Annotated in this window: 20 protein-coding genes; 6 read left to right on the plus strand and 14 right to left on the minus strand. The window is 71.7% G+C overall.

What is annotated here, in order from left to right:
- Positions 1–4 precede the first annotated feature (4 nt).
- Positions 5–280 carry a hypothetical protein gene (locus ABD346_RS19415; RefSeq protein ID WP_344376360.1) on the plus strand — a complete coding sequence of 92 codons (276 nt, stop codon included), beginning with the start codon at positions 5–7 and terminating at the stop codon, positions 278–280.
- Between the two features lie 215 nt (positions 281–495).
- On the opposite strand, the gene ABD346_RS19420 is transcribed toward ABD346_RS19415, so the two are convergent.
- The 4 genes from ABD346_RS19420 to ABD346_RS19435 form a co-directional block, all read right to left on the minus strand.
- Positions 496–1,179 (minus strand): helix-turn-helix transcriptional regulator, encoded by a 684-nt coding sequence (locus ABD346_RS19420; RefSeq protein ID WP_344376442.1) that lies wholly within the window; start codon positions 1,177–1,179, stop codon positions 496–498.
- Positions 1,180–1,525: 346 nt separating this feature from the next.
- Positions 1,526–3,373, minus strand: coding sequence for an outer membrane protein assembly factor BamB family protein (locus ABD346_RS19425; protein ID WP_344376361.1), 1,848 nt, complete (start codon positions 3,371–3,373; stop codon positions 1,526–1,528).
- Between the two features lie 46 nt (positions 3,374–3,419).
- Positions 3,420–5,108, minus strand: coding sequence for an outer membrane protein assembly factor BamB family protein (locus tag ABD346_RS19430; RefSeq protein ID WP_344376363.1), 1,689 nt, complete (start codon positions 5,106–5,108; stop codon positions 3,420–3,422).
- 347 nt (positions 5,109–5,455) lie between these two features.
- Positions 5,456–7,261 (minus strand): ABC-F family ATP-binding cassette domain-containing protein, encoded by a 1,806-nt coding sequence (locus ABD346_RS19435; protein WP_344376364.1) that lies wholly within the window; start codon positions 7,259–7,261, stop codon positions 5,456–5,458.
- Between the two features lie 147 nt (positions 7,262–7,408).
- Between ABD346_RS19435 and ABD346_RS19440 the strand changes: the two genes are divergently transcribed.
- Positions 7,409–8,047, plus strand: a complete 639-nt coding sequence (locus tag ABD346_RS19440) for a lipoprotein (protein ID WP_344376365.1) — start codon at positions 7,409–7,411, stop codon at positions 8,045–8,047.
- 27 nt (positions 8,048–8,074) lie between these two features.
- Here the strand turns inward: ABD346_RS19440 and ABD346_RS19445 are convergent, their stop codons facing one another.
- The 6 genes from ABD346_RS19445 to rsmI all read right to left on the minus strand — a co-directional run bounded on the left by ABD346_RS19445 (position 8,075) and on the right by rsmI (position 14,068).
- A complete protein-coding gene (locus tag ABD346_RS19445; protein ID WP_344376367.1) occupies positions 8,075–8,977 on the minus strand; it encodes a 4-(cytidine 5'-diphospho)-2-C-methyl-D-erythritol kinase in 903 nt (300 codons plus the stop codon).
- A 330-nt stretch (positions 8,978–9,307) separates the two neighbouring features.
- Positions 9,308–10,171: a 16S rRNA (adenine(1518)-N(6)/adenine(1519)-N(6))-dimethyltransferase RsmA gene (rsmA, locus tag ABD346_RS19450; RefSeq protein WP_344376370.1), complete on the minus strand. Its 864-nt coding sequence runs from the start codon at positions 10,169–10,171 to the stop codon at positions 9,308–9,310.
- Positions 10,168–11,556, minus strand: a complete 1,389-nt coding sequence (locus tag ABD346_RS19455; RefSeq protein ID WP_381227443.1) for a resuscitation-promoting factor — start codon at positions 11,554–11,556, stop codon at positions 10,168–10,170. Before ABD346_RS19455 ends, rsmA begins: the two co-directional genes overlap by 4 nt.
- A 136-nt stretch (positions 11,557–11,692) precedes the next feature.
- Positions 11,693–12,562 (minus strand): TatD family hydrolase, encoded by an 870-nt coding sequence (locus ABD346_RS19460; protein WP_344376371.1) that lies wholly within the window; start codon positions 12,560–12,562, stop codon positions 11,693–11,695.
- A gap of 60 nt (positions 12,563–12,622) precedes the next feature.
- Positions 12,623–12,997, minus strand: a complete 375-nt coding sequence (locus ABD346_RS19465; RefSeq protein ID WP_344376373.1) for a hypothetical protein — start codon at positions 12,995–12,997, stop codon at positions 12,623–12,625.
- A 192-nt stretch (positions 12,998–13,189) separates the two neighbouring features.
- Positions 13,190–14,068 (minus strand): 16S rRNA (cytidine(1402)-2'-O)-methyltransferase, encoded by an 879-nt coding sequence (gene rsmI, locus ABD346_RS19470; protein WP_344376375.1) that lies wholly within the window; start codon positions 14,066–14,068, stop codon positions 13,190–13,192.
- Positions 14,069–14,153: 85 nt separating this feature from the next.
- On the opposite strand from rsmI, the gene ABD346_RS19475 reads away from it, so the two are divergent.
- The 4 genes from ABD346_RS19475 (at position 14,154) to ABD346_RS19490 (ending at position 19,092) form a co-directional block, all read left to right on the plus strand.
- A complete protein-coding gene (locus ABD346_RS19475; RefSeq protein WP_344376378.1) occupies positions 14,154–15,929 on the plus strand; it encodes a dolichyl-phosphate-mannose--protein mannosyltransferase in 1,776 nt (591 codons plus the stop codon).
- A gap of 132 nt (positions 15,930–16,061) precedes the next feature.
- Positions 16,062–17,687 (plus strand): penicillin-binding transpeptidase domain-containing protein, encoded by a 1,626-nt coding sequence (locus tag ABD346_RS19480; protein WP_344376380.1) that lies wholly within the window; start codon positions 16,062–16,064, stop codon positions 17,685–17,687.
- Between the two features lie 77 nt (positions 17,688–17,764).
- The gene (locus ABD346_RS19485) at positions 17,765–18,250 is read left to right on the plus strand and encodes a YbaK/EbsC family protein (protein WP_344376382.1); all 486 of its coding nucleotides are present in this window, start codon (positions 17,765–17,767) and stop codon (positions 18,248–18,250) included.
- Positions 18,247–19,092, plus strand: a complete 846-nt coding sequence (locus ABD346_RS19490) for an EamA family transporter (protein ID WP_344376384.1) — start codon at positions 18,247–18,249, stop codon at positions 19,090–19,092. The genes ABD346_RS19485 and ABD346_RS19490 overlap by 4 nt, the downstream gene beginning before the upstream one ends.
- A gap of 28 nt (positions 19,093–19,120) precedes the next feature.
- On the opposite strand, the gene ABD346_RS19495 is transcribed toward ABD346_RS19490, so the two are convergent.
- The 4 genes from ABD346_RS19495 to cbiQ all read right to left on the minus strand — a co-directional run bounded on the left by ABD346_RS19495 (position 19,121) and on the right by cbiQ (position 22,949).
- Positions 19,121–19,915, minus strand: a complete 795-nt coding sequence (locus ABD346_RS19495) for an SDR family NAD(P)-dependent oxidoreductase (protein WP_344376385.1) — start codon at positions 19,913–19,915, stop codon at positions 19,121–19,123.
- The gene (locus ABD346_RS19500) at positions 19,912–21,072 is read right to left on the minus strand and encodes a serine hydrolase domain-containing protein (protein ID WP_381227437.1); all 1,161 of its coding nucleotides are present in this window, start codon (positions 21,070–21,072) and stop codon (positions 19,912–19,914) included. Before ABD346_RS19500 ends, ABD346_RS19495 begins: the two co-directional genes overlap by 4 nt.
- A 327-nt stretch (positions 21,073–21,399) precedes the next feature.
- On the minus strand, positions 21,400–22,176 hold the full coding sequence (locus ABD346_RS19505; protein ID WP_344376387.1) for an energy-coupling factor ABC transporter ATP-binding protein: 777 nt from the start codon (positions 22,174–22,176) through the stop codon (positions 21,400–21,402).
- An 11-nt stretch (positions 22,177–22,187) separates the two neighbouring features.
- A complete protein-coding gene (gene cbiQ / locus ABD346_RS19510) occupies positions 22,188–22,949 on the minus strand; it encodes a cobalt ECF transporter T component CbiQ (RefSeq protein WP_344376389.1) in 762 nt (253 codons plus the stop codon).

Consider the following 22,949-nt stretch of genomic DNA (forward strand, 5'->3'; position numbering starts at 1 on the left):
TCACATGTCCGAACTGCAGCGAGAAGTAACCGAGTTGGAGCGAAAGTCGGCGTCGGCGGCCCGGTTGTTCGACATCCGCCGCATCATCGGGGGGCTGTTCACCCTGTACGGGGTGATGGTGGGCGGGGCGGGGGTCTTCGCGTCCTCCGCGGACCTGAAGAAGGCGCAGGGGGTGAACATCAACCTCTGGACGGGGCTGGGGATGCTGGCCCTGGGACTGTTCTTCCTGATCTGGCTGAAGCTGCGGCCTACGGCTCCGCCTGTACCCGAGGACGGCTGAGGGGTTCTGCGGGTGGGGGTTGGCTGGGGGGCGGGCCGGTCAGGTGCGAGTCGGCTGTGACTGGTCGCGCAGTTCCCCGCGCCCCTGGCAGGATCGATGCCGGCCACCACCGGCATCTTCAGCCTGTCATGGGGCCCCTGGCCCTTGAGGCGCGGACGGGGTCTGGGGCGGAGCTCCAGCGCATCCCGCCGGGTCGCACCCGACACCTCACCCCCCTACAGGGAATCCGCGCTCGGCTGGGCCGCGCGGTCCAGGAGGCCCGTTCGCGCGGCCAGCGCCGCCGCCTCAAGGCGTGAGCCGACCCCCAGCTTCATCAGGACGCGCTGGACGTGGGTCCGGGCCGTCGAGGGCGCTATCCCCATGCCCGCCGCGATCAGCCGCGTGTCCTCGCCGTCCGCCACCCTGACCAGCACCTCCACCTCGCGCGGGGTCAGCAGTTGCAACAGCCTCTGGCCCTCGTCGTCGGGCTGGGCCGCCGGGTTGAGGAGTTCGGCGAACGCGCCCTGCAACAGCTGCGGGGCCACCGCCGCCTCCCCCGCCCGGGCCTTCACCATCGCCCGCTCGACACCCTCGATGCGCTCGTCGTGGCGCACGTACCCCGACGCCCCCGCCGCGAACGCCGCCGCGATTCCGCGCGGGCTCGGCACCGGGCCGAGCACCACCACGGCCACCTGCGGCCGCTCCCGTTTGATCCGTACGATCGGGTCGAACACCCCCGGTTCGGCGGGCGAGGCCGTGCCGAGCAGGCACACCTCCGGCGCCCGGCTCACCACCAGTTCGGCGGCCCCGGCGACCGGAGCCGCCGCGGCGAGCACCCGGTGGCCCCGCAGTTTCAGCGCCGAGGCGAGTGCCTCGGCGAGCAGCCGGTGGTCGTCGACCACCATGAGCCGCACGCCCATCGAGCTACCCCCCATCCCCTCGGCTCTCCCCAGCTCTGCGAGCTGAGGGCAGCCCACTCGGACCCCCCGGTCCCCGGCCCCTCTTGCCCCGGCAAGCTACACGCTTGTTCGACGCCGCGCGCCCCTTACCGGTAAGAAGCCCCCAGAATGCCGAATTCTCCGGCATTCAGGCCCGGTTGAGGAAGAAGGAGGGGACACACAAGGAGCGAACTCGACCCGTACCGAACCGCCCGCACGCCCCCCGACCTGCGAGGGAACAGGTGGCCGAAAGCGAGTGCGGGAAAAGCGGAAGGCCCCGGCGGCGGAGTTCGTACTCCGCCGCCGGGGCCTTCCCCGGACCCGCGCCTCAGCTCGTGCCGGTCGCCATGAACAGGAACTTCTTGTCGGCGTCGCTCGCCGAGTACGGCTTGCTCAGGAGCACCGCGCCCAGGTACAGGCGGCCGTTTCCGTAGAGCATTTCGGAGTACTTCGGCGAGAACGACGTGATCGCGTCGCGGACCGCGCGGTCGGCCGGGTTCTCCAGGAGCAGTGTCGACTTGAGGCTGCCGCCGTCGATGCTGACGACCTGGGTGCCCTTGTTGTACGGGGCGTCCTTGTACGCGATGACGTTGTTGCCGTCCATGCGCATCGGGTACAGCGTGTAGCCGTCGCCCGCGTCCGCCTTGCCGGGCACGGGCTGGCCGGTGGTGAGGTCGAAGGCGACGATCTCGTTGGTGCGGCCGAGCGAGCCGGAGCCGTTCGCTGCGTTCTCGTGCTGCTCGGTCGGCACGTACAGCCGGCCGTTGCCGGCCGCGACCATCGTGCACTTCTCGACGGAGGTGCCGTCGCAGTCGGCCGCGTACTTGTCGCCGGGGGCCGGGATGCGGGCGAGCAGCTTGCCGGTCTTGGCGTCGACGGAGAAGAAGTCCGAGATGCCGCTGCCGTCGCCCGCGCTCTCGCCGACGTCGGCGGCGAGCACCAGCGGGCTGGTGGAGACGATGTGGGCGTACTGGATGCCGGGCAGCATCTTGTACGTCGACGTCGGCTGGCCCGTCTTCGGGTCGAGGGTCTGGATGTTGATGGTGGGCTTGTCGTAGTCGCCGCACTTGCGGACCGCCACGAGTGCGTCACCGCCGCCGTAGCCGACGTCCTTGCACTGGTCGGCGGTGGTGGTGGGCTTCCAGAGTTCCTTGCCGGTGTTCAGGTCCCAGGCCGCACCGCCGTCGAGGCCGCCCGCGGCGACGGTGCCCGCGCCCAGGGTGACCTCGTCGAAGCGGGTCTTGCGGTCGCCGCTGGCGCCCTTGATGTTCGCCTGCCACAGGAGCTTGCCCGTGTTCAGGTCGAGGCCGGCGACCTCGGTGCAGGAGGCGATCTTGGCGCCGTTCTCCTGGCTCTCGAAGGCGAACGCGGTCTTGCCGTCGGCCGAGACGTGCGTGGTCGACTCGCAGACGTTGCCGGTCAGCGGGAGCTTCCACAGCTGGGTGCCCTTGACGGGGTCGTAGCCGACGATCTCCTTGACGCCGGACTTGACGTACACCTTGTCGGTGAGCCAGGAGCCGTGCACCGAGGTGAGGTCGGTGACCTTGGGCTGGGGGGTCTGGAAGAGCACCTTGGCGGAGGTGTTGGCGGGGGCCTTCTCCTTGCCGCCGCCTCCGGTCGCGCTGCCGCCGCCCTGGGCGCCGCCGGTGTCGCCCTGCTTGGCGTCGCTCTTGCCGTCGTCCTTGCCGGCGTACCAGATGCCGCCGCCGACGATGAGGCCCACCGCGACGACCGCCGCGATGATGATCGTCATCTGGGTGTTGAGCTTCTTGCCGCCGCCGCCCTGGCCGCCGGGGGCGGGCGCGCCCGGCATGGCGTACTGCGGCTGCACCGGCTGGGTGGGGGGCTGCGTCGGGTATCCGTAACCGGGCTGGCCGGGCTGCTGCGGCTGGCCCGGGTAGCCGTAGCCCGGCTGCTGCGGGGGCGGGGTCTGCGGGTAGCCGTAGCCGGGCTGCTGCCCGGGCGTCTGCGGGTAGCCGTACGCCGGGGCGGCAGCGGGCGGCGGGGTGCTCGGCGGACCGGCGGGCGGCGGCGGGGTGGGCGCGCCGAACCCGGGCGCGGCCGGCTCCTGGGGCGCGCCGAACCCGGGGGCCGGGGGCTGCTGCGGGGCGCCGAAGCCCTTGGGCGCGTCCTCTGGCTGTGGGGGCTGCTGCGGGGGCTGGGGGGGCTGGCTCATGCCGGGGAGACCTCTGACTGGAAGGCGGGAACAGGGAGTTGGGGCGTCACTTGCCGAAGGACAGGATCGAGTTGTCCTTCTTGTCGGCCTTGGGGCTGTTCACTCGCCCGTTGAGCAGGAAGACGCGCCCGCCCGCCCACGCGATGTGGGGGCTGAAGAAGGCCTGCTCCGTGCTGGCGGCCGCCGACGGGCTCTGCAGGGTGATCGTCGGGGTGCCGCCGGTCGGCGGCAGGGTCGCGATCGCGGCCCCCTCGTCGTCGATGCCGGGCTCGATGTAGACGACGACCTTGCCGCCCTCGACGGCCAGCGGCTGCATCATGCGGCCCTTGGGCGCGGCCGCGTGCCACTTCTCCTTGCCGGTGCCGAGGTCGATGGCGACCACGTCGTTGCTGCGGCCGACCCCGAGGTCGCCGCTGTCCTTGCCCTCGGTGGAGATGTAGAGGGTGTTGGCGTCGGCGGCCGTGCCGGAGCAGTCCTGGAGCTGGCGGTCGACGATGCCGAAGCCGCTGCAGTTCGCGGTCAGTTGGGACTTGGAGTCGACCTGCGAGCGGATCTTGCCGTCAGGGGTGAAGGTGGAGATGTTCCACGTCTTCTTGTCCTTGTTGGTGGCGTAGACGACCAGCGGGTCCATCGAGTAGACGCGCCGGATCGACCAGCCCTTGTCGTACTGGTAGCTCCACTTGGGCTTGCCGGTCGCCGGGTCCAGCTCCTGAAGGAGCTCCGACTGAGGGGCGTCCATGCTGGTGTTGTTCGGGTCGCTGCAGGTGCCCACGGAGATCAGCCTGGGGCCGCCCGCGAACGCGTCGGAGCTGCAGTTGCCGGTCTTCGGGGTGCCGTACAGCTTCTTGCCGTCCGCGATGGAGAAGCCGCTCGCGCCGCCCATGCGGGCCAGCACCACGGTGTTGCCGCTGATCGCCATGTCGCCGCCGACCATGATGTCGAAGAGGCCCTCCGACGGCACCGGGGCCTTCCAGCCCGCCTTGCCGGCCGTCAGGTCGACCATCTGGAGCTGGTTGCACTTGGCGTCCTTGGTGTTGTTCTCCTGGACGCCGAAGACGATCTTTCCGTCCGCGGTGGTGTCGTGCGGGGCGCTGCAGATGGGGGTGTCCAGGGACACCTTCCACTTCTCCTTGCCGTCCGCCACGGCGTAGCCGACGACCTCCTTGTACATGGCCTTGACGACGACGTCGCCCAGGCGCCAGGGGCCGTGCTGCTCCGCGCCGTTCTGGGTCAGCGGGGTCTCGTTCTCGTGCAGCCAGGCCCGCGCCTCGCCGTCCTTGATCCCGGCGTTGATGTCGTCGGAGTCGCTGCCGCCGTTGCCCTTGCCGTCGCCCTTGTCGACGGAGGGCGAGCCGGAGGGAAGTGCGCCGTGGCTCTTGTCGGCTATGGGCTTCTTGTCGTCGCCGCTGCCGCCGCTGAACATGAAGTACGCGCCGCCGCCGATGACAAGGAGGCCCGCGACCGCCGCGGCCACGATCATTCCGGGCTTGCCCTTGAACGGGTTCTTGCCACCGCCCTGCGGCGGCACCGGGGCACCCGGGTACTGCGGCTGGCCGGGGTACCCATAGCCGCCCTGCTGAGTCTGCGCATAGGGGTTGGGGCCCGTCGGGGGCTGGCCCGGGTAGCCGTAGCCGGGCTGCTGCCCAGGGGTTTGCGGATAGCCGTAACCCGGCTGCTGCGGGGCCGCCTGCGGGTAGCCGTAGCCGGGCGCTCCGGCCGGCGGCGTGGGCGGCATCTGCGGCGGCTGCGCGGGCGGGGTAGGTGGAGCGGCCGGCATCTGCGGCGGCTGGGGCGGCGGCCCCTGCGGCTGGGCAGGCGGCCCCTGCGGCTTGTCCTGCGGTGCTCCGAAGCCCCCCTGCGGTGGCTGCGAACTGGGCGGCTGGGTCACAGCGAGATACCCCCGAATTTGCGTCTTTGCGTCTTTACGTCAGTCGAACGGAGCTACTTTCTATCACTCGGAGCAGTACACGCCACGGGCCGGTCATCCCTGTTCCCAAGGGAGGACCGGCCCGTAATGCCGCCGTTACTGACTCTGTACGCGGTCTCTACGCAAGCGCCGCAAGACGTTCGTACGCGTCTGCCTCAGGCCTCCTCGGCCAGTTCGAGCCAGCGCATCTCCAACTCGTCGCGTTCGACGATCAGTTCGCGCAGCTCGGCATCCAGTTTCGCCACCTTCCCGAAGTCCGTGGCGTTATCGGCGATTTGCGCATGCAGATTCGTCTCGCGGTCGGAGATCTTGTTGAGCTGCCGCTCGACCTTCTGGAGTTCCTTCTTCGCGGCGCGGGCGTCCTGGGACGACACCGTGCTCGCGGACTTGGCGGCGGGGGCCGCGACCGGGGCCGGCGCGGACTCGATCATCCGCTGCCTGCGCTCCAGGTACTCGTCGATGCCGCGCGGCAGCATCCGCAGCGTGGCGTCGCCGAGCAGCGCCCACACGTGGTCGGTGGTGCGCTCGATGAAGAACCGGTCGTGGGAGATGACGACCATGGAGCCGGGCCAGCCGTCGAGGAGGTCTTCGAGCTGGGTCAGGGTCTCGATGTCGAGGTCGTTGGTGGGCTCGTCGAGGAAGAGCACGTTGGGCTCGTCCATCAGGAGCCGGAGCAGCTGGAGCCGCCGCCGCTCACCACCGGAGAGGTCACCGACCGGCGTCCACTGCTTCTCCTTGGAGAATCCGAACTGCTCACAGAGCTGACCGGCCGTCATCTCGCGGCCCTTGCCGAGGTCGACGCGGTCGCGGATCTGCTGGACGGCCTCCAGCACCCGCAGGGCGGGCGGGAGTTCGGCCACGTCCTGGGAGAGGTAGGCGAGCTTCACGGTCTTGCCGACGACGACCTTGCCCGCGGCGGGCTGCGCCTCTCCCGCGGTGCGCCAGGCCTCGGTGAGGGCGCGCAGGAGCGAGGTCTTGCCCGCGCCGTTCACGCCGACCAGGCCGATGCGGTCGCCGGGGCCGAGCTGCCAGGTGAGGTGCTTGAGCAACAGCTTCTCGCCCGCCTGGACGGTCACGTCCTCCAGGTCGAAGACGGTCTTGCCGAGCCGGGCGCCCGCGAACTTCATCAGCTCGCTGGTGTCGCGCGGCGGCGGCACGTCGGCGATGAGCTCGTTGGCGGCCTCGATGCGGTAGCGCGGCTTGGAGGTACGGGCCGGGGCGCCGCGGCGCAGCCAGGCGAGCTCCTTGCGCATGAGGTTCTGCCGCTTGACCTCTTCGGTGGCGGCGATGCGCTCGCGCTCGGCACGCGCGAAGACGTAGTCGGAGTAGCCGCCCTCGTACTCGAAGACGGAACCCCGCTGGACGTCCCACATGCGGGTGCAGACCTGGTCGAGGAACCAGCGGTCGTGGGTGACGCAGACGAGCGCGGACCGCCGGGCCTGAAGGTGCCGGGCCAGCCACGAGATGCCCTCGACATCGAGATGGTTGGTCGGCTCGTCGAGCACGATCAGGTCCGGCTCGCCGATGAGCAGCTTGGCGAGCGCGATGCGGCGCCGCTCGCCGCCGGAGAGGGGCGCGATGACGGTGTCGAGGCCCTGTGCGAAGCCGGGCAGGTCGAGCCCGCCGAACAGGCCCGTCAGTACGTCGCGGATCTTGGCGTTGCCGGCCCACTCATGGTCGGCGAGGTCGCCGATGACCTCGTGCCGGATGGTGGCCTCGGGGTCGAGCGAGTCGTGCTGGGTGAGCACGCCGAGGCGCAGCCCACCCACCTGCGTGACGCGGCCGGTGTCCGGCTCCTCCAGCTGGGCGAGCATCCGGATGAGGGTGGTCTTGCCGTCGCCGTTGCGCCCGACGACACCGATCCGGTCCCCTTCGGAGACGCCGAGAGAAACACCGTCGAGCAGGGCACGGGTCCCGTACACCTTGCTGACTGCCTCGACATTGACCAGGTTGACGGCCATTTCACTCCTGAGCAGGGGGATGGATCGTCGTCCAGGGTAGTCGCCGCGGGGGGTCGGATAGCGTGCGGTGCGCGATCAGGGGATCGCACGTTCGGTGGTCCGAGGTCCAAGACCTCGGGTTCACGCGTTGCAAAGGGGCGGGGGCTCATGAAGCGGAATGTGGTGCGGGGCGCGATGGCGGTGGCGCTGGCGGGGGCGGTCCTGACGGGGTGCGGCGACGGGAAGCCGGCGTCGTCATCCCCGTCGTCGGGCCCGGCGAAGCCCTCGCAGGGCGGGGCGACGGCGGCCAAGGGGTCCGCGGTGGGGGCGGCGGGCTCGGCCTGCACGCTGCCGGCGGCCTTCGACCTGGCGGCCAAGTGGAAGGCGAAGCCGGTGGCGCCGGACGCGGCGGACTCGCCGCTGGCCGGGCTCGGCAAGCAGGGCCCGTTCACGATGGCCTGCGAGATGGACGCGAAGCCGGCGGGGAACGTCGGCTTCCTGCGGGCCTGGACCGAGGACGCCGAGTCGGGCACGCCCCGCGCGGCCCTGGAGGCGTTCGTCGGCGCGAACAAGAACGCGAGCAAGGCGACGTACAAGGAGATCGAGGCGGGCGCGCTCCCCGCGACCGAGGTGGTCTTCGAGACGTACAACAAACTGATGGACGAGTCGAAGCAGGAGCGGGCCCTGGCGGTGGTCACCCCGAAGGGGACCCTCGTCCTCCACCTTTCCGGCCTGGACACCCAGGAGCAGACGGAGATGCTCCCGGCGTACGAGCTGGCGAAGTCCAGCATGAGGGCGGCCTCGTGACGCCCTGATCAGCGCCCGCCTCTCGGCTCAGGCAGGCAGGATCGTCGCACCCTGCGCCGGGGAGCTGGTCACCCTCGCGGTACGGCAGGTGCCGGAGGCGATGAGGGCTGCCGCGACCTTGTCCGCGGACTCGGGGTCGGCGCACAGGAAGGCCGTGGTCGGGCCCGAGCCCGAGACCAGGGTGGCCAGGGCGCCCGCCTGCCTGCCCGTCTCCAGGGTGTCCGCGAGGGAGGGGCGCAGGGAGAGCGCGGCGGGCTGGAGGTCGTTGGTGAGGGCGGCCGCGAGGGCCTTCGCGTCGCCGGTGCGCAGTGCGTCCAGGAGGGGCGGGGAGGCCACGGGTTCCGGGGCGTCCGGGGTGAGGCGGTCGAACTCGCGGTACACCGCCGGGGTGGACAGACCGCCGTCCGCCACCGCGAACACCCAGTGGAAGGTGCCGCCGACTTCCAGGGGGGTGAGCTTCTCTCCGCGGCCCGTGCCGAGGGCTGCTCCGCCGAGCAGGCTGAAGGGTACGTCGCTGCCCAGCTCGGCGCAGATGTCGAGGAGTTGGGACTGTTCCGCGCCGGTGCCCCAGAGGGCGTCGCAGGCGAGGAGCGCGCCCGCGCCGTCCGCGCTGCCACCGGCCATGCCGCCCGCGACGGGGATGTCCTTGTCGATGTGGATGTGGACGTCGGGCTCGATGCCGTGGCGGGCCGCGAGGAGTTCCGCCGCGCGGGCGGCCAGGTTGGTGCGGTCGAGGGGCACCTGGTCCGCGTCCGGGCCGGTGCAGGTGATGCGGAGCTCGTCGGCGGGGGTCACCGTGACGGTGTCGTAGAGGGCGACGGCGAGGAAGACGTTGGCGAGGTCGTGGAACCCGTCTTGGCGGGCGGGGCCCACGGCCAGCTGGGCGTTGACCTTGGCGGGGACGCGGACGGTGACGGTGCGGGGGGTCACGGGGCGGGCTCCTTCGGGTGCGGGCGCCCATTTTCCCTCACCCCGCCCCTCCCCGAGACCCTCCGGGGGTTGAAGGACCCCTGGGGCTCCGCCCCAGACCCCGTTCGCGCCTGAACGGCGCTCGTCCTCAATCTCCCCCAAGGCCTCAAGGGCCAGGGGGGACCCCCCATGACGGGCTGAAATGCCCCGGTGCGGGCCAGCACCAATACTGCTAGGGGCGCGGGGAACTGCGCGACCAGCCACACACGGCCCGCAGCCAACTGAACTCCCCCGGAGGCCACGCGGCGGAGCCGCAGAGTGTTGCAGCGGGAAGGGGCGGGGTGGGGGGGATCAGCCCGCCCGGTGCTCCGCGATCCTCGCGAATTCCTCCACCGTCAGTGCCTCGCCCCGCGCCTGCGGAGAGACCCCCGCCGCGACCAGGGCCGCCTCGGCCGCCGCGGGCGAGCCCGCCCAGCCCGACAGCGCTGCCCGCAGGGTCTTGCGGCGCTGGGCGAACGCCGCGTCCACGACCGCGAACACCTCCGGCTTCGAGGCCGTCGTCGCCACCGGGGACGTACGACGGACCAGCGACACCAGGCCCGAGTCGACGTTCGGGGCCGGCCAGAACACGTTGCGGCCGATCGAGCCCGCCCGCTTCACGTCCGCGTACCAGTTCGCCTTCACCGAAGGCACCCCGTACACCTTGTTCCCCGGCTTCGCCGCGAGGCGGTCCGCCACCTCCGCCTGGACCATGACCAGGGTGCGTTCGATGCTCGGGAAGCGGTCCAGCATGTGCAGGAGGACCGGGACGGCCACGTTGTACGGGAGGTTCGCCACCAGTGCGGTGGGGGGCGGGCCCGGCAGTTCCTGGACCAGCATCGCGTCCGAGTGGACAAGGGAGAAACGGTCCGCCCGGGCCGGCATGCGGGCCGCGATCGTCGAGGGGAGCGCCGACGCCAGTACGTCGTCGATCTCCACCGCCACCACCCGGTCCGCCGCGTCGAGCAGCGCCAGGGTCAGCGAGCCCAGGCCCGGACCCACCTCCACCACCACGTCGTCGGGGCGGACCTCGGCGGTCCGCACGATGCGGCGGACCGTGTTGGCGTCGATGACGAAGTTCTGGCCGCGCTGCTTGGTGGGGCGTACGCCAAGCGCTGCGGCCAGTTCGCGGATGTCGGCGGGGGTAAGGAGTGCGTCGGGCTCAGTGGTGCTCACCGATACAGCCTACGGCCGCAGTGCGGCCACGGGCTCGCTCCCCGGCTCACGAACAGCTTCTTCGCCCGGAACGTCTGCTCGCCGGCCGGTGCCTGCTCGGGCCGCCCGCTGCCGCCGAGCGCGTGCCAGGTGCCCGCGTCGAACTGGTAGAGCCCGCCGTAGGTGCCCGACGGGTCGAGCGCACCCGGGCGGCCGCCCGACTCGCAGTGGGCCAGGCCGCTCCAGTTGAGGTGGTCGGCGCCGCCCACCGAGGTGGGAAGTGCCTTGGTGCCGACCTTGACCTGCTGGGTCACCGGTTCGCGCACGATCTCCGAGTCGACCTTCTTCGGCCTCTGCTTGACCCCGTTGACCGTACGCAGCGCGTACGTGACCCTGCGGGCACCCTGCTCGCCCTGGCGGACCACGACCTGCGTACCCGCGAACAGCGTGTCGTCCTTGGTCTTCTCGACATTGAAGGGGATCGGCTCCTCGCGCACCTCCTTCGTTCCGCTGATCCGCATGACCGTGACCGTCTGGCCGTCGTGCGGGAAGGAGAACGGGGTGACGGACGTCGTGTCCTGCCCCTGCAGGGAGATGCCCGCTTCCTGCAGGGCCTCGGCGACCGTGGCCGCGTTGGTGCGCAGGGTGCTTTCGCGGCCGTCCGCGAGGAAGGTCACCGAGCGTTCGGTGCGTACTTCCAGGGAGAGGCCCGCGCGGCCGATCTCCGAGGAGCGGGACGCCGACAGGTAGGCGCCCTCGGCGCGCACGCCGAGCTGGCGCAGGGCCCCGTCGACGGTGCGGGCCGTCGTCCACACCTGGCGGCGCTGCCCGTCCAGGGTGAGCTGGACCGGGCGGCCGTAGCGCACCACGACCTCGTCGCCGCCGGCGAGCTCGGCGGCGGGGCCGGGCGCCACGAGATCATGTGTGCCGACCGGCACGTGCTCGTCGGCGAGGAGTTCGTCGACGCTGTCGGCGAAGGTGTGCATGGTGCGCGGCACGCCGTCGACGGTGAGCCTGACGGCCTTGTCGCTGACGACGAACGCGGAGGTGCCGCCTGCCAGGAACGCGACGACGAGGGCCTGCGGGAGGAGCCGGCGCAGCGCGTCGGGCCCGCCCGAGGACTTGCGGCGCCGGGCCGCCCGGCGCGCCCCGGCCCGCCCTCCGGGCTCCAGGTCCTGGCGGAGAACCGCGGGTTCGCGCGGCTCGGGGATGGTCACCGGGGCGCCCAGCGTCTCGTGGTCGGCGTAGGAGGGCGTGAAGCCGTCGTACCGGGGCACACGGGAGCCGAAGGGGGGCGCGGAGGACTCGGCAGCGCCGGTGGCGACGCCGTAGGGCGGCGTTGCCGTGGCGGTCCCGGCGCGGTGGCCGCCGCGTGCGGCACGGTGACTGCCCTGCGAATTGCTCACGACGCTCCAGGGTCCGGTCCGATGGTGCGGCCCGGGACACTAGCGGAGCAACGGTCACTCTCCAAAGCAACTCGACTACGCAGTGTCGTAGCACTACCCTGTGCGCCGCCCGGTGGCGTGCGAAGGCTGTTATCGGTCAGTAATCAAACGCACGCGCAGTGTTGTCCGCGATCGCCGCGGCCAGCGCGTCTTCGCCAATGCCCTTCACGGCCGCCATGGCCCGCACCGTGACCGGAATGAGATACGGCGCATTGGGCCGTCCGCGGTACGGCGCCGGGGTGAGGAAGGGCGCGTCGGTCTCCACAAGAACGAGTTCCAGCGGGGCGACCGCGAGCGCGTCGCGCAGCGGCTGGGCGTTTTTGAAGGTCATGTTTCCCGCGAAGGACATGAAGTACCCGGATTCGGCGCAGAGTTCGGCCATTTCCGCGTCGCCGGAATAACAGTGGAAGACCGTGCGTTCCGGGGCGCCTTCCTCGCGCAGAATACGCAGCACATCGGCGTGCGCCTCGCGATCGTGGATGACGAGCGCCTTGCCCTGCCGTTTGGCGATCTCGATGTGCGCCCGGAAGGACCGCTCCTGGGCGGCCTTGCCCTCGGGTCCGGTGCGGTAGTAGTCGAGGCCGGTCTCGCCGACGCCCTTGACCCAGGGCAGGGCGGCGAGCCGCTCGATCTCGGCGAGGGCCTCGTCCAGCGCGCCCTCGCCGCCGGGGCCGCGCGCGCCCTGGCGCGACCAGCCGTCGGGGTCTCCGTGGACGATCCTGGGGGCTTCGTTGGGGTGCAGGGCGACGGCGGCGTGCACGGGCGCGTACGCCTCGGCGGTTTCCGCCGCCCACCGGGAGCCCTTCACGTCGCAGCCCACCTGGATCACGGTGGTGACGCCCACGGCCGCGGCCTTCTCCAGGGCCTGTTCGACCGTGCCGTCCTGCATGTCCAGGTGGGTGTGCGAATCGGCCACCGCCACTCCGAGGGGCTCGGGCAGGGGCGGAGGGGCATCCTTGGCACTCATACGGGCGATCCTACGAAAGGGGCGCGCCCCCGTCGCGGCCGGTCACGTACGTGCGGGCACTTACCTCCGGTGGAAGGGGTGCAGGAGGTCCGACAGGTGCCAGTGGTGCTCCGGCTTCACGTGGGGCTCGGCGGTCTCGGCCGTCTCGTCCAGCCCGGACTTGGCCGGCTTCGTTTCGTGGTCCTTGAGCCACTGCTGTGCGGACGACACCCGCCCGGCACGCATGATGCGCACCACGTGCCCGCCGCAGTTGAGGCAGGTGGGGGCGGACAGCGGAGAGGGCACCCGTTCGCCGTTGGCCTTGTATATGACGAATGCCTGGCCAGTGGCGTCTGTGTGGTGCTCTATCTCGTACGCCTGTTCCCAGCCATATCCACACCTCATGCACGCGAAGGCATATGCCTCGTGTGCCGTGGTCTCAGCGATCTCACTCATGTGCCGGCTCCTCTTGTCCGCTGGACAAGCTCTTGCGAGCGCTCTTGCGAGCGGGGGCGAAAGCGTCCCCGATCCAGGAGACGCCTTTCGCGGCCAAAGCGCATCAGGGGCTGTCGAGAGTTGGCGTGGTCTTGGCCTTTCCTAGGGCTGCGTGCTTTTCCCTGCCCCGGTGCGCGGCCTGCGTTTTACTTTTTACGATAGTCCTTTACCTGCCGCGGGGCCCTGACGTGCCGCATTCTTTGCCGCCACCACCGCGTCGAAGACCTCGCGCTTGGGCAGACCCGTCTCGACGGCGACGGCCGCGATGGCCTCCTTGCGCCGCTCCCCCGCCTCTTCCCGCACCTGTACGCGCCTGACCAGCTCGGCTTCGTCCAGATCGGCGGGGCCCGTCTCGGGCGCGCCCTCGACCACGATCGTGATCTCGCCACGCACGCCCTCGGCCGCCCACTGAGCCAGGTCCTTCAGCGGGCCGCGCTTGACCTCCTCGTACGTCTTGGTCAGCTCCCGGCACACCGCCGCGCGCCGCCCGGCGCCGAACACCTCGGCCATCGCGGCCAGGGTGTCGTCGAGCCGGTGCGGGGCCTCGAAGTAGACCAGCGTGCGCCGCTCGTCGGCGACCTCGCGCAGCCTGCCGAGGCGCTCGCCGGCCTTGCGCGGCAGGAACCCCTCGAAGCAGAAGCGGTCCACGGGAAGGCCGGACAGGGCGAGCGCGGTGAGCACCGCCGAGGGGCCCGGTACGGCCGTGACCTTGATGTCCTTCTCGACGCAGGCCGCGACCAGGCGGTATCCGGGGTCGGAGACCGACGGCATGCCCGCATCCGTGACGAGCAGCACCCGGGCGCCGCCTTCGAGGGCCTCGACCAGTTCGGGGGTGCGCGCGGACTCGTTGCCCTCGAAGTAGGAGACGACCCGGCCCTGGGTGTGCACGCCGAGCGCCTGGGTCAGCCGGCGAAGCCGCCGGGTGTCCTCGGCGGCGACGACGTCGGCCCGCTCCAGTTCGGCGGCGAGCCGGGGCGGGGCGTCCGCGGTGTCGCCGATGGGGGTGCCTGCGAGTACGAGAGTTCCGGTCACACGAACCATCCTCGCAGCCCGGCGGCGCCCGAGCCGCCGGGCCCGGCCACGGGACTCCCATAGGTGAGTTCCCTACGATGGCGCGGTGACCAGTACTGCGCCACAGACCCTGCCGGGCCACGAAGCCGGGGACGAGCCGCCCTCCTGGCCGCACCGCATGCGCCGGTTCGGCCATGTCGTGCGGCCGAGAACCGGGCTGCGCGAGCGTCTGGTGCCTCCGTTCACCCGGCCCTCCGGGCAGCTGTGGACGGTGCTCGGCATCTCCCCGCTGTGGGCGGCGCGCATCGTGCGCTGGTCGGCGTGGGCGGGGCCGCTCCTGGTGACGCTGGTCGCGGGGCTCATGCGGTTCTGGCACCTGGGCGCCCCCCACGCGGTGATATTCGACGAGACGTACTACGCCAAGGACGCCTGGGCGCTCATCAACCACGGCTACGAGGGCGACTGGCCAAAGGACATCGACAAGTCGATCCTCGCCAACCCCGATCTGATCGCGGTGCCGACCGCGCCGGGCTATGTGGTGCACCCGCCGGTCGGCAAGTACCTGATCGGCATCGGCGAGAAGATGTTCGGCTTCACGCCGTTCGGCTGGCGCTTCATGGTCGCCGTGCTCGGCACCCTGTCGGTGCTGCTGATCTGCCGGATCGGGCGGCGGCTTTTCCGTTCGACATTCCTGGGGTGCCTGGCGGGCGCGCTGCTCGCGGTCGACGGGCTGCACTTCGTGATGAGCCGCACCGCGCTGCTCGACACGGTCCTGATGTTCTTCGTGGTGGCCGCCTTCGGCTGCCTCCTGGTCGACCGCGACCGTACGAGGGCGAAGCTGGCGGCCGCGCTGCCCGAGGGCGAGGACGGGCAGCTGCGCCCGGACGCCGAGATCGCGGCGAGCTTGAGGTTCGGCTGGCGGCCGTGGCGGATCGGCGCCGGGCTCATGCTGGGCCTGGCCTGCGGCACCAAGTGGAACGGCCTCTACATCCTGGTCTTCTTCTGTGTGATGGCCGTCCTGTGGGACGCGGGCGCCCGGCGCACGGCGGGGGCGGTCACCCCCTACCGGGCGGTCCTGCGCCGGGACGCGTTCTGGGCGTTCCTCTCCACGGTGCCGGTCGCGATCGCCACGTACATGGCGTCGTGGACGGGCTGGTTCGTCACCGACAAGGGGTACGGCCGGCACTGGGCGGACGGCCGTGCGGGCCTGTCCCCCGACCACATCAAGCTGCCGGTCATCGGCACCATCAACCACCTGCCGCAGTTCGACCTGAGCTGGGTGCCGGCCTCGCTGCGCAGCTTCTGGCACTACGAGACCGAGGTCTACAGCTTCCACGTCGGCCTCACCGAGGGCCACACCTACCAGTCGAACCCGTGGAGCTGGCTGGTGCTCGGCCGCCCCGTCTCCTACTACTACGAGAGCCCCGGCCCCGGCACCCAGGGCTGCCCCACCAGCACGAGCGGCAAGTGCGCCGCCGAGGTCCTCGCGCTCGGCACCCCGCTCCTTTGGTGGGCCGGCTGCTTCGCGCTCCTGTACGTCCTGTGGCGCTGGTTCTTCCGACGCGACTGGCGGGCCGGCGCGATCGCGTGCGGCATCGCGGCCGGGTACCTGCCCTGGTTCATGTACCAGGAGCGGACGATCTTCTTCTTCTACGCGGTCGTGTTCGTGCCGTTCCTGTGTCTGGCGGTGGCGATGATGATCGGCGCGATCATCGGGCCACCGGGCTCGGACGAGCGAAGGCGCGCGGTGGGGGCGATCGGGGCGGGCGTGCTCGTCCTGCTGATCGTGTGGAACTTCGTGTACTTCTGGCCGATCTACACCGGCACGGCGATCCCGCTCGACTCCTGGCGCAGCCGGATGTGGCTGGACAGCTGGGTGTGATGCCGGTCGCGTTCCGGTAACCGTTCGACAACTCAGAGCACCACTGTCACTGCCGTCCCGTAGAGTCACCCCCAAGTAACCCTTGAACATGTTCAAGAGGTTCGGGGGACTCCTGGGGAGGGGAACTGCGGAATGCGCAGTGGAGCGAAGGTCGCCATCGCGGGCGGGGTGTTCGTCGTGGTCGCCGGAGGCGTGGCGTTCGGGGCGTACGAGATGGTGGGCGGGGGCGACGGCAAGGGCTCCGGCGGCACGCACACGCAGGGCGCGCCCGCGCGCACCGGGCCGCCGGGCGCGGACGAGATCAAGGAGACCTCCACCGGGTTCTTCCAGGCCTGGGCGAAGGGCGACGCGGCGGGGGCCGCCGCCCTGACCAACAACCAGCAGGGCGCCTCGGCCGCGCTGACCGGCTTCCGCGACCAGGCGCACATCACGAACGTGGTGGTCACCCCGGGCGCGCCGAACGGGCCGGTCGTCCCGTACACGGTCAAGGCCGACGTCTCCTTCGAGGGAAGGACGGCCCCGCTGTCCTACGCCTCCCGGCTCACCGTCGTACGCGGCCAGTCCACGCACAAGGCGCTGGTGGACTGGCAGCCCGCGGTGCTGCACCCGCAGCTGAAGACGGGCGACCGCCTGGTGACGGACAAGGCGCAGAACCCCGAGATCCAGGCCGTCGACTACAAGGACCGCCCGCTGGCCAAGGAGCAGTACCCCTCGCTGGGCGCGATCCTGGACGGGCTGCGCGAGAAGTACGGCGCGAAGGTGGACGGCACGCCGGGCATCGAGCTCCAGATCCAGGGCAACGGCACCCCGGCCCGCACGCTGATCACCCTGCAGAAGGGCACGCCGGGCAAGCTGAAGACGACCCTGGACGCGGATGTGCAGGCGGCCGCCGAGAAGGCCGTGAAGCGGTTCGGGGAGTCGTCGGTGGTGGCCGTCAAGCCCAGCACCGGTGAGATCCGGGCGGTCGCGGACAACCGCAACGACAAGTTCCCGGCCTCGCTCCAGGGCCGGGTCGCGCCCGGCTCGACGATGAAGATCGTCACCTCGGCGATGCTGATCGAGAAGGGCAAGGCGTCCCCGGACAAGCCGGCCGAATGCCCGGCGGACGCGATGTGGCAGGGGGTCACCTTCCACAACCTCAACAACTTCTCGATGGACGGCCAGCCCTTCTCCAAGAGCTTCGCCCGGTCCTGCAACACCGCCTTCATCAAGCTCGTCGACGACGTGAACGACGACGGGGCGCTGGGTCGGGTGGCGGCCAACTACTTCGGCATCGGCCAGGACTGGAAGGTCGGCGTGCCCTCCTTCGACGGCAGTGTGCCCGCCTCCGCGGGTGCCGAGACGGCGGCGGCGTACATCGGTCAGGGCAAGGTGCAGATGAGCCCGCTCGACATGGCGTCCATCGCGGCGACCGCGCAGTCGGGCCGCTTCCGCCAGCCGGTCATCGTGCCGCAGTCCCTGGACGGCCGCGCGCTGGCCCAGGCCGACCCGCTGCCCTCGGGCATCGCCGGCCAGCTGCGCGCGATGATGCACATCACCGCGACCGCCTCCTACGGAACGGCGACCGAGGCCATGGCGGGCGTCGGCGGCGACAAGGGCGCCAAGACCGGCTCCGCCGAGAAGGACGGCCAGAACAAGTCGGACAGCTGGTTCACCGGGTACAGCGACGACCTCGCGGCAGCTGCCCTGGTGCAGTCCGGCGGGCACGGCGGGGACGCCGCCGGGCCCATCGTGGCGCAGGTCCTGCGCGCGGGCTGAGGAGGCCTTCGCAGCTCAGTGACCGGGCTGCGAAACCCCCTCGCATGGCCCGTACACCCACCAGTAGCGTGCGGGCCATGAGCTCAAAGGAACCCCTTGCCCACCCCCGGTTCGCCGAGGCGCTGCGCACCCTCGGCCTCGACGTCGAGGTGCGCGGCTTCCCCGACGCCACCAGGACCGCCGCCGAGGCGGCCTCCGCCATCGGCTGCGATGTCGGCGAGATCGTCAAGTCGCTGGTCTTCGAGGCGGACGGGGTACCCGTGCTCGTCCTCATGGACGGCTCCTCGCGCGTCGATGTGGAGCTGGTGCGCCGGGAGCTGGGCGCCGGGGAGGTCAGGCGGGCGAACGCCGATCTCGTCCGGGCGACCACCGGCTACGCGATCGGCGGGGTCCCGCCGTTCGGGCATCTCACCCGCACCCGGGTGCTCGCCGACCGGGGGCTGCTCGACCACCCCGTGGTGTGGGCGGCGGCGGGCACCGGGCACACCGTCTTCCCGCTCGACCCGAAGACGCTGATCGCGCACGCGGGCGGCACCCTCGTCGACGTGTCCGAGCAGAAGTGACGCTGACCGTCACGTGCGCGGTGCTGCTCGCGGCCCTCACGCACGCCAGCTGGAACGCGCTGGCCCACCACCTCAAGGACCAGCTGCTCTCCTTCACCCTGATATCGGGCGGCGGCGCGCTGATCGGGCTGCTCGCGCTGCCGTTCGTGCCGCTGCCGGCCGGCGGGGCCTGGCCGTATCTGCTGGTCTCGGCGGCGCTGCACGTCGCGTACATGCTGCTGCTCATGCGGTCGTTCACGCTGGGTGACTTCGGGCAGATGTATCCGATCGCGCGCGGCACGGCGCCGCTGGTGGTGACCGTGCTCGCCGCGGTCTTCGTGCACGAGATGCCGAACGCCTGGCAGCTGGCGGGCGTGAGCGTGGCCTGCGCGGGCCTGGTCGGAGTCGCCCTGTGGGGCCTGCGCGGCTCGCGGCCGAACTGGCCGGCCATCCTCGCGGCCCTCGCCACCGGCCTCGCCATCGCCGGGTACACGGTCGTCGACGGCATGGGCGTACGCGCCTCCGGCTCCTCGTTCGGCTACATCGCCTGGCTGATGATCCTGGAGGGCCTGGCCATCCCCGCCTACGCCGTATACCGCCGAAGGTCCCAACTGGCCGTGGAACTGCGCCCGTTCGCGGCCCGCGGGCTCCTTGGCGCGGCCCTGTCGGTGACCGCGTACGGGCTCGTCCTGTGGGCGCAGACCAGAGCGCCGCTCGCCCCGATCGCGGCGCTGCGCGAATCGTCGATCATCGTGGGAGCGGCGATCGGCGCGGTCTTCTTCAAGGAGCGCTTCGGCGCCCCCCGGATCGCCGCGGCGGGCCTCCTGGTGGTGGGCATCGGCCTGATGCTGCGGGCGGGGTGAGCCGCACCGGCGCCCGCGGCCGGGGGCGTCACTCCCCGCGGGCCGCCCGCTGGAGGCCCGTGTTGACGGCGAGGAGGCCGCCGTCGACGCGCAGGGTGGTGCCGGTGATCCAGGACGCGTCGGCCGAGGCGAGGAAGGCGACGGCCGCCGCGATGTCCTCGGGCTCGCCGACCCTGCCCAGCGGGTACATCCGCGCCATCCGCTCCAGCTGGGCCTCGCGGCCGTCCCAGCCGGGGGTGTGGACGGTGCCGGGCTCGACGAGGTTGACCCGCACCCCGCGCGGCGCGGCGTCCCCGGCGAGCGTACGGGTCAGCGAGGCGAGGCCCGCCTTGGCGGCGCTGTAGGCGTGGTTGCCGAAGTCCTGCGCGCCGTTGACCGAGCCGATGTTGACGATCGCGCCCCGGCCGGACGCGGCGAGGTGCGGCAGGGCGGCGCGGGCGCAGCGGAAGGCACCGGTGAGGCTGATGTCGAGGTCGCGGGCCCAGCTCTCGTCGTCCTGGTCCTCGAAGCGGGCGGCGTCCGGGCTGCAGGAGTAGGCGTTGTTGACCAGGACGTCGAGCCGGCCGAACTCCTCGACGGCGAAGGCGACCGCGGCCTCCACCGACGCCCGGTCGGACACGTCGCAGTGCCGGGCGACGGCACCCTTCCCTTCGGCGGCCACGGTCTCGGCCCGCGCCAACTCGACGTCGGTGACGAGGACTTGGGCGCCCTCGGCGGCGAGTCTGCGCGCGGTGGCGGCGCCGATGCCGCGCCCCGCGCCGGTGATCAGTACCGCGTGTCCTTCGAAGCGTGTTGCCCGGATGGTCTGCTGCGGATGCGTCATACGGTCGAACGTAGTGCCCGTACCAGGGCCTGGGCACGGGGATCGGCGGTAACCGACCTGGCCATCCCGTTGGTGACGTAGCCGAAGGCGATGCCCGACTCGGGGTCGGCGAAGCCGAGCGGGCCGCCGCGCCCCGGGTGGCCGAAGGATCCGGCACCGAGCAGCGGCGAGGCGCTGCCGTGCAGCATGTAGCCGAGGCCGAAGCGGGTGTTCACGACCAGCGTGCGGTCCGGGCCCGCGCTCTCCTCGGTGCGGGCCAGGGTGAGCGTGGCGGGCGCGAACAGTCGTGCCGCGCCGTCGACTTCGCCGATCAGGGCGGCGTAGAAGCGGGCAAGCGAGCGGGCGGTGGCGATGCCCGTGGACCCGGCCAGCCCTGCGGCCCGGTACACCGGGTCGTTCTCGTCCGGGGCGGGGTCGATGGCGCCGAAGGCGCGGCGGGTCGGCGAGGCGGGGTCGGCGTAGGCCTCGGCGACGGCCCTCTTGGGGCGGGCCCGCAGCGCGCCGGGCACCTCGGGGGCCTCGATCCGGGCGACCCGGCCCGCCCGGTGGGCCTGCTCGGGCGGCAGGCCGACCCACAGGTCCAGGCCGAGCGGAGCGGCCATCTCCTCGGCGATCCAGCGGCCGATGGTGCGGCCCGTGACGCGGAGGACCAGCTCGCCGATCAGCCAGCTGAAGGTGTGCGGGTGGTAGCCGTGCGCGGTGCCGGGCTCCCAGGCCGGCGGCTGCGCGGCGACGGCGGCCGGTCCGCTCTCGCCGTCGGCGGCCTCGGCGGGGGTGAGCGGGTGGTCCAGGACGGGCACCCCGGCGCGGTGCGACAGGAGGTGCCGTACGAGGGTGCGCTCCTTGCCGGCCGCCTTGAACTCGGGCCAGTACGTCGACACCGGGGCGTCCAGGTCGAGGCGGCCGCGCTGGTGCAGGAGGAGGGGGACTGCGGCAGCCACGCCCTTGGTGGCCGAGCGGACTATCTGGGCGGTGTCCAGCGCCCAGGGGGCGGTGCCGTCCACGTCCTTGGTGCCGGCCCACAGGTCGACGACCTTGCGGCCGTGGCGGTACACGGCGACTGCCGCTCCGCGCTCGCCCCGCTGCTCGAAGTTCCGCACGAAGGCGTCCCTCACGGGCTCGTAGCCCGGTGCTACGGCGCCCTGTACGTCGACCACGATCACTCCCCGTCTTGCCGGGCGCCGCGGTGGTGCCCTCACCCCATGGTGCCCGATGGCCCCACCCCGCCCCTTCCCGCCGCAACACTCTGCGGCTCCGCCGCATGGCCTCCGGGGGTTGGGAAGGGTGAAGCGAGGTGTCCTGGGGCTCCGCCCCAGACCCCGTTCGCGCCCGACGGGCGCTCGTCCTCAAACGCCGGACAGGCGGTTTTAGGGGCGCGGGGAACTGCGCGACCAGCCACGCACGGCCCGCGGCCGAAAGCGGGGTTCTAGGGGCGCGGGGAACTGCGCAGAACAGCCGGCCCGCGCCGAAAGACGAACCGCCCCCTAGCGGAGCGCCGCCGTCGACGACGGGTCGAAGCCGAACGGGAGTTCAAGGCGGTGCGCTCGCATCAGGGCCGCGTCGGACAGGACCTCCCCCGTGGGGCCGTCCGCCGCGATGACCCCCTCGCTCAGGATCACCGACCTCCCGCACAGCTCCAGCGCGTACGGCAGATCATGGGTCACCATGAGCACCGTCACGTCCAACCCCCGCAGGATGTCGGCCAGTTCGCGCCGCGACGCCGGGTCCAGGTTGGACGACGGCTCGTCCAGGACCAGGATCTCCGGGGACATGGCGAGGACCGTCGCCACGGCCACCCGGCGGCGCTGCCCGAAGGACAGGTGGTGCGGAGGCCGGTCCGCGTACTCCGCCATCCCCACCTGGGCCAGGGCGGCCAGAACCCGCTCCTCCAGCTCCGCACCCCGCACGCCCGACGCCGCCGGGCCGAAGGCCACGTCCTCGCGGACCGTCGGCATGAAGAGCTGGTCGTCGGGGTCCTGGAAGACGATGCCGACCCGGCGCCGGATCTCCGCGAGGTTCTTCTTGGCGACCGGAAGACCGGCGACCCTCACCGAACCGGCGCCGCCCTCCAGGATGCCGTTCAGGTGGAGTACGAGCGTGGTCTTGCCCGCGCCGTTGGGGCCGAGCAGCGCGACCCGCTCGCCCCGCGCCACCGTCAGGTCGACGCCGAACAGCGCCTGATGGCCGTCGGGGTAGGCGAAGGCCAGCCCCGACACTTCCAGGGAGGGGACGTTCACAGCGTTCATCGTTGCCTCAGTCATGGGAGTACCTCTCACAGCGTCCAGCCCAGCACGCACACGGCCAGCGCCGCCGCCGGGAGGGCCACGGCCCGCGTCCACTGGGCCCGGGTCGCCGTCACTTCGTCGATCACCGGCATGGCCCCGGCATAGCCGCGGCTGACCATCGCCAGATGGACGCGTTCGCCGCGTTCGTAGGAGCGGATGAAGAGTGCGCCGGCCGACTTGGCGAGGACACCCCAGGAGCGCACCCCGCGTGCCTCGAAGCCGCGCGAGCGGCGGGCGATGGACATGCGGCGCATCTCGTCGGTGATCACGTCCCCGTAGCGGATCATGAAGGACGCGATCTGGACCAGGAGGGGCGGCAGCCGCAGGCGCTGCAGGCCGAGCAGCAGGGCGCGCAGTTCGGTGGTGGAGGCGAGGATCACGGAGGCGGCGACGCCGAGGGTTCCCTTGGCGAGTACGTTCCAGGCACCCCACAGCCCGTTCTCGCTGAGCGAGAGGCCGAGCACGTGCACCTGCTCGCCGGGCACCACGAACGGCATGAGCACCGCGAACGCCACGAACGGGATCTCGATCAGCAGCCGTTTCAGGAGGTACCCGGCCGGGATGCGGGCCGCGCCCGCCACGCCGGCGAGCAGTACGGCGTACAGCGCGAAGGCCCACATCGCCTCGCGCGGTGTGGACACCACGACGACCACGAACAGGAACACTGCGGCGAGCTTGCAGTGCGGGGGCAGGTCGTGGACGGGCGAGTGGCCGTGCCGGTAGAGCCGGTGGGAGTGGCCCGCACCCAC

Origin of the sequence: Streptomyces mauvecolor (genome assembly GCF_039532965.1) — a bacterium.
GTDB lineage: Bacteria > Actinomycetota > Actinomycetes > Streptomycetales > Streptomycetaceae > Streptomyces > Streptomyces violascens.

Coding starts and splice junctions, on each gene's coding strand:
- ABD346_RS19480 (WP_344376380.1), top strand. CDS start 16,062: ATGCGCAGTGGAGCGAAGGTCGCCATCGCGGGCGGGGTGTTCGTCGTG.
- ABD346_RS19420 (WP_344376442.1), bottom strand. CDS start 1,179: ATGGGCGTGCGGCTCATGGTGGTCGACGACCACCGGCTGCTCGCCGAG.
- ABD346_RS19505 (WP_344376387.1), bottom strand. CDS start 22,176: ATGACTGAGGCAACGATGAACGCTGTGAACGTCCCCTCCCTGGAAGTG.
- ABD346_RS19460 (WP_344376371.1), bottom strand. CDS start 12,562: ATGAGTGCCAAGGATGCCCCTCCGCCCCTGCCCGAGCCCCTCGGAGTG.
- ABD346_RS19465 (WP_344376373.1), bottom strand. CDS start 12,997: ATGAGTGAGATCGCTGAGACCACGGCACACGAGGCATATGCCTTCGCG.
- ABD346_RS19425 (WP_344376361.1), bottom strand. CDS start 3,373: ATGAGCCAGCCCCCCCAGCCCCCGCAGCAGCCCCCACAGCCAGAGGAC.
- ABD346_RS19495 (WP_344376385.1), bottom strand. CDS start 19,915: ATGACGCATCCGCAGCAGACCATCCGGGCAACACGCTTCGAAGGACAC.
- ABD346_RS19415 (WP_344376360.1), top strand. CDS start 5: ATGTCCGAACTGCAGCGAGAAGTAACCGAGTTGGAGCGAAAGTCGGCG.
- ABD346_RS19485 (WP_344376382.1), top strand. CDS start 17,765: ATGAGCTCAAAGGAACCCCTTGCCCACCCCCGGTTCGCCGAGGCGCTG.
- ABD346_RS19440 (WP_344376365.1), top strand. CDS start 7,409: ATGAAGCGGAATGTGGTGCGGGGCGCGATGGCGGTGGCGCTGGCGGGG.
- ABD346_RS19430 (WP_344376363.1), bottom strand. CDS start 5,108: ATGCCGCCCACGCCGCCGGCCGGAGCGCCCGGCTACGGCTACCCGCAG.
- ABD346_RS19435 (WP_344376364.1), bottom strand. CDS start 7,261: ATGGCCGTCAACCTGGTCAATGTCGAGGCAGTCAGCAAGGTGTACGGG.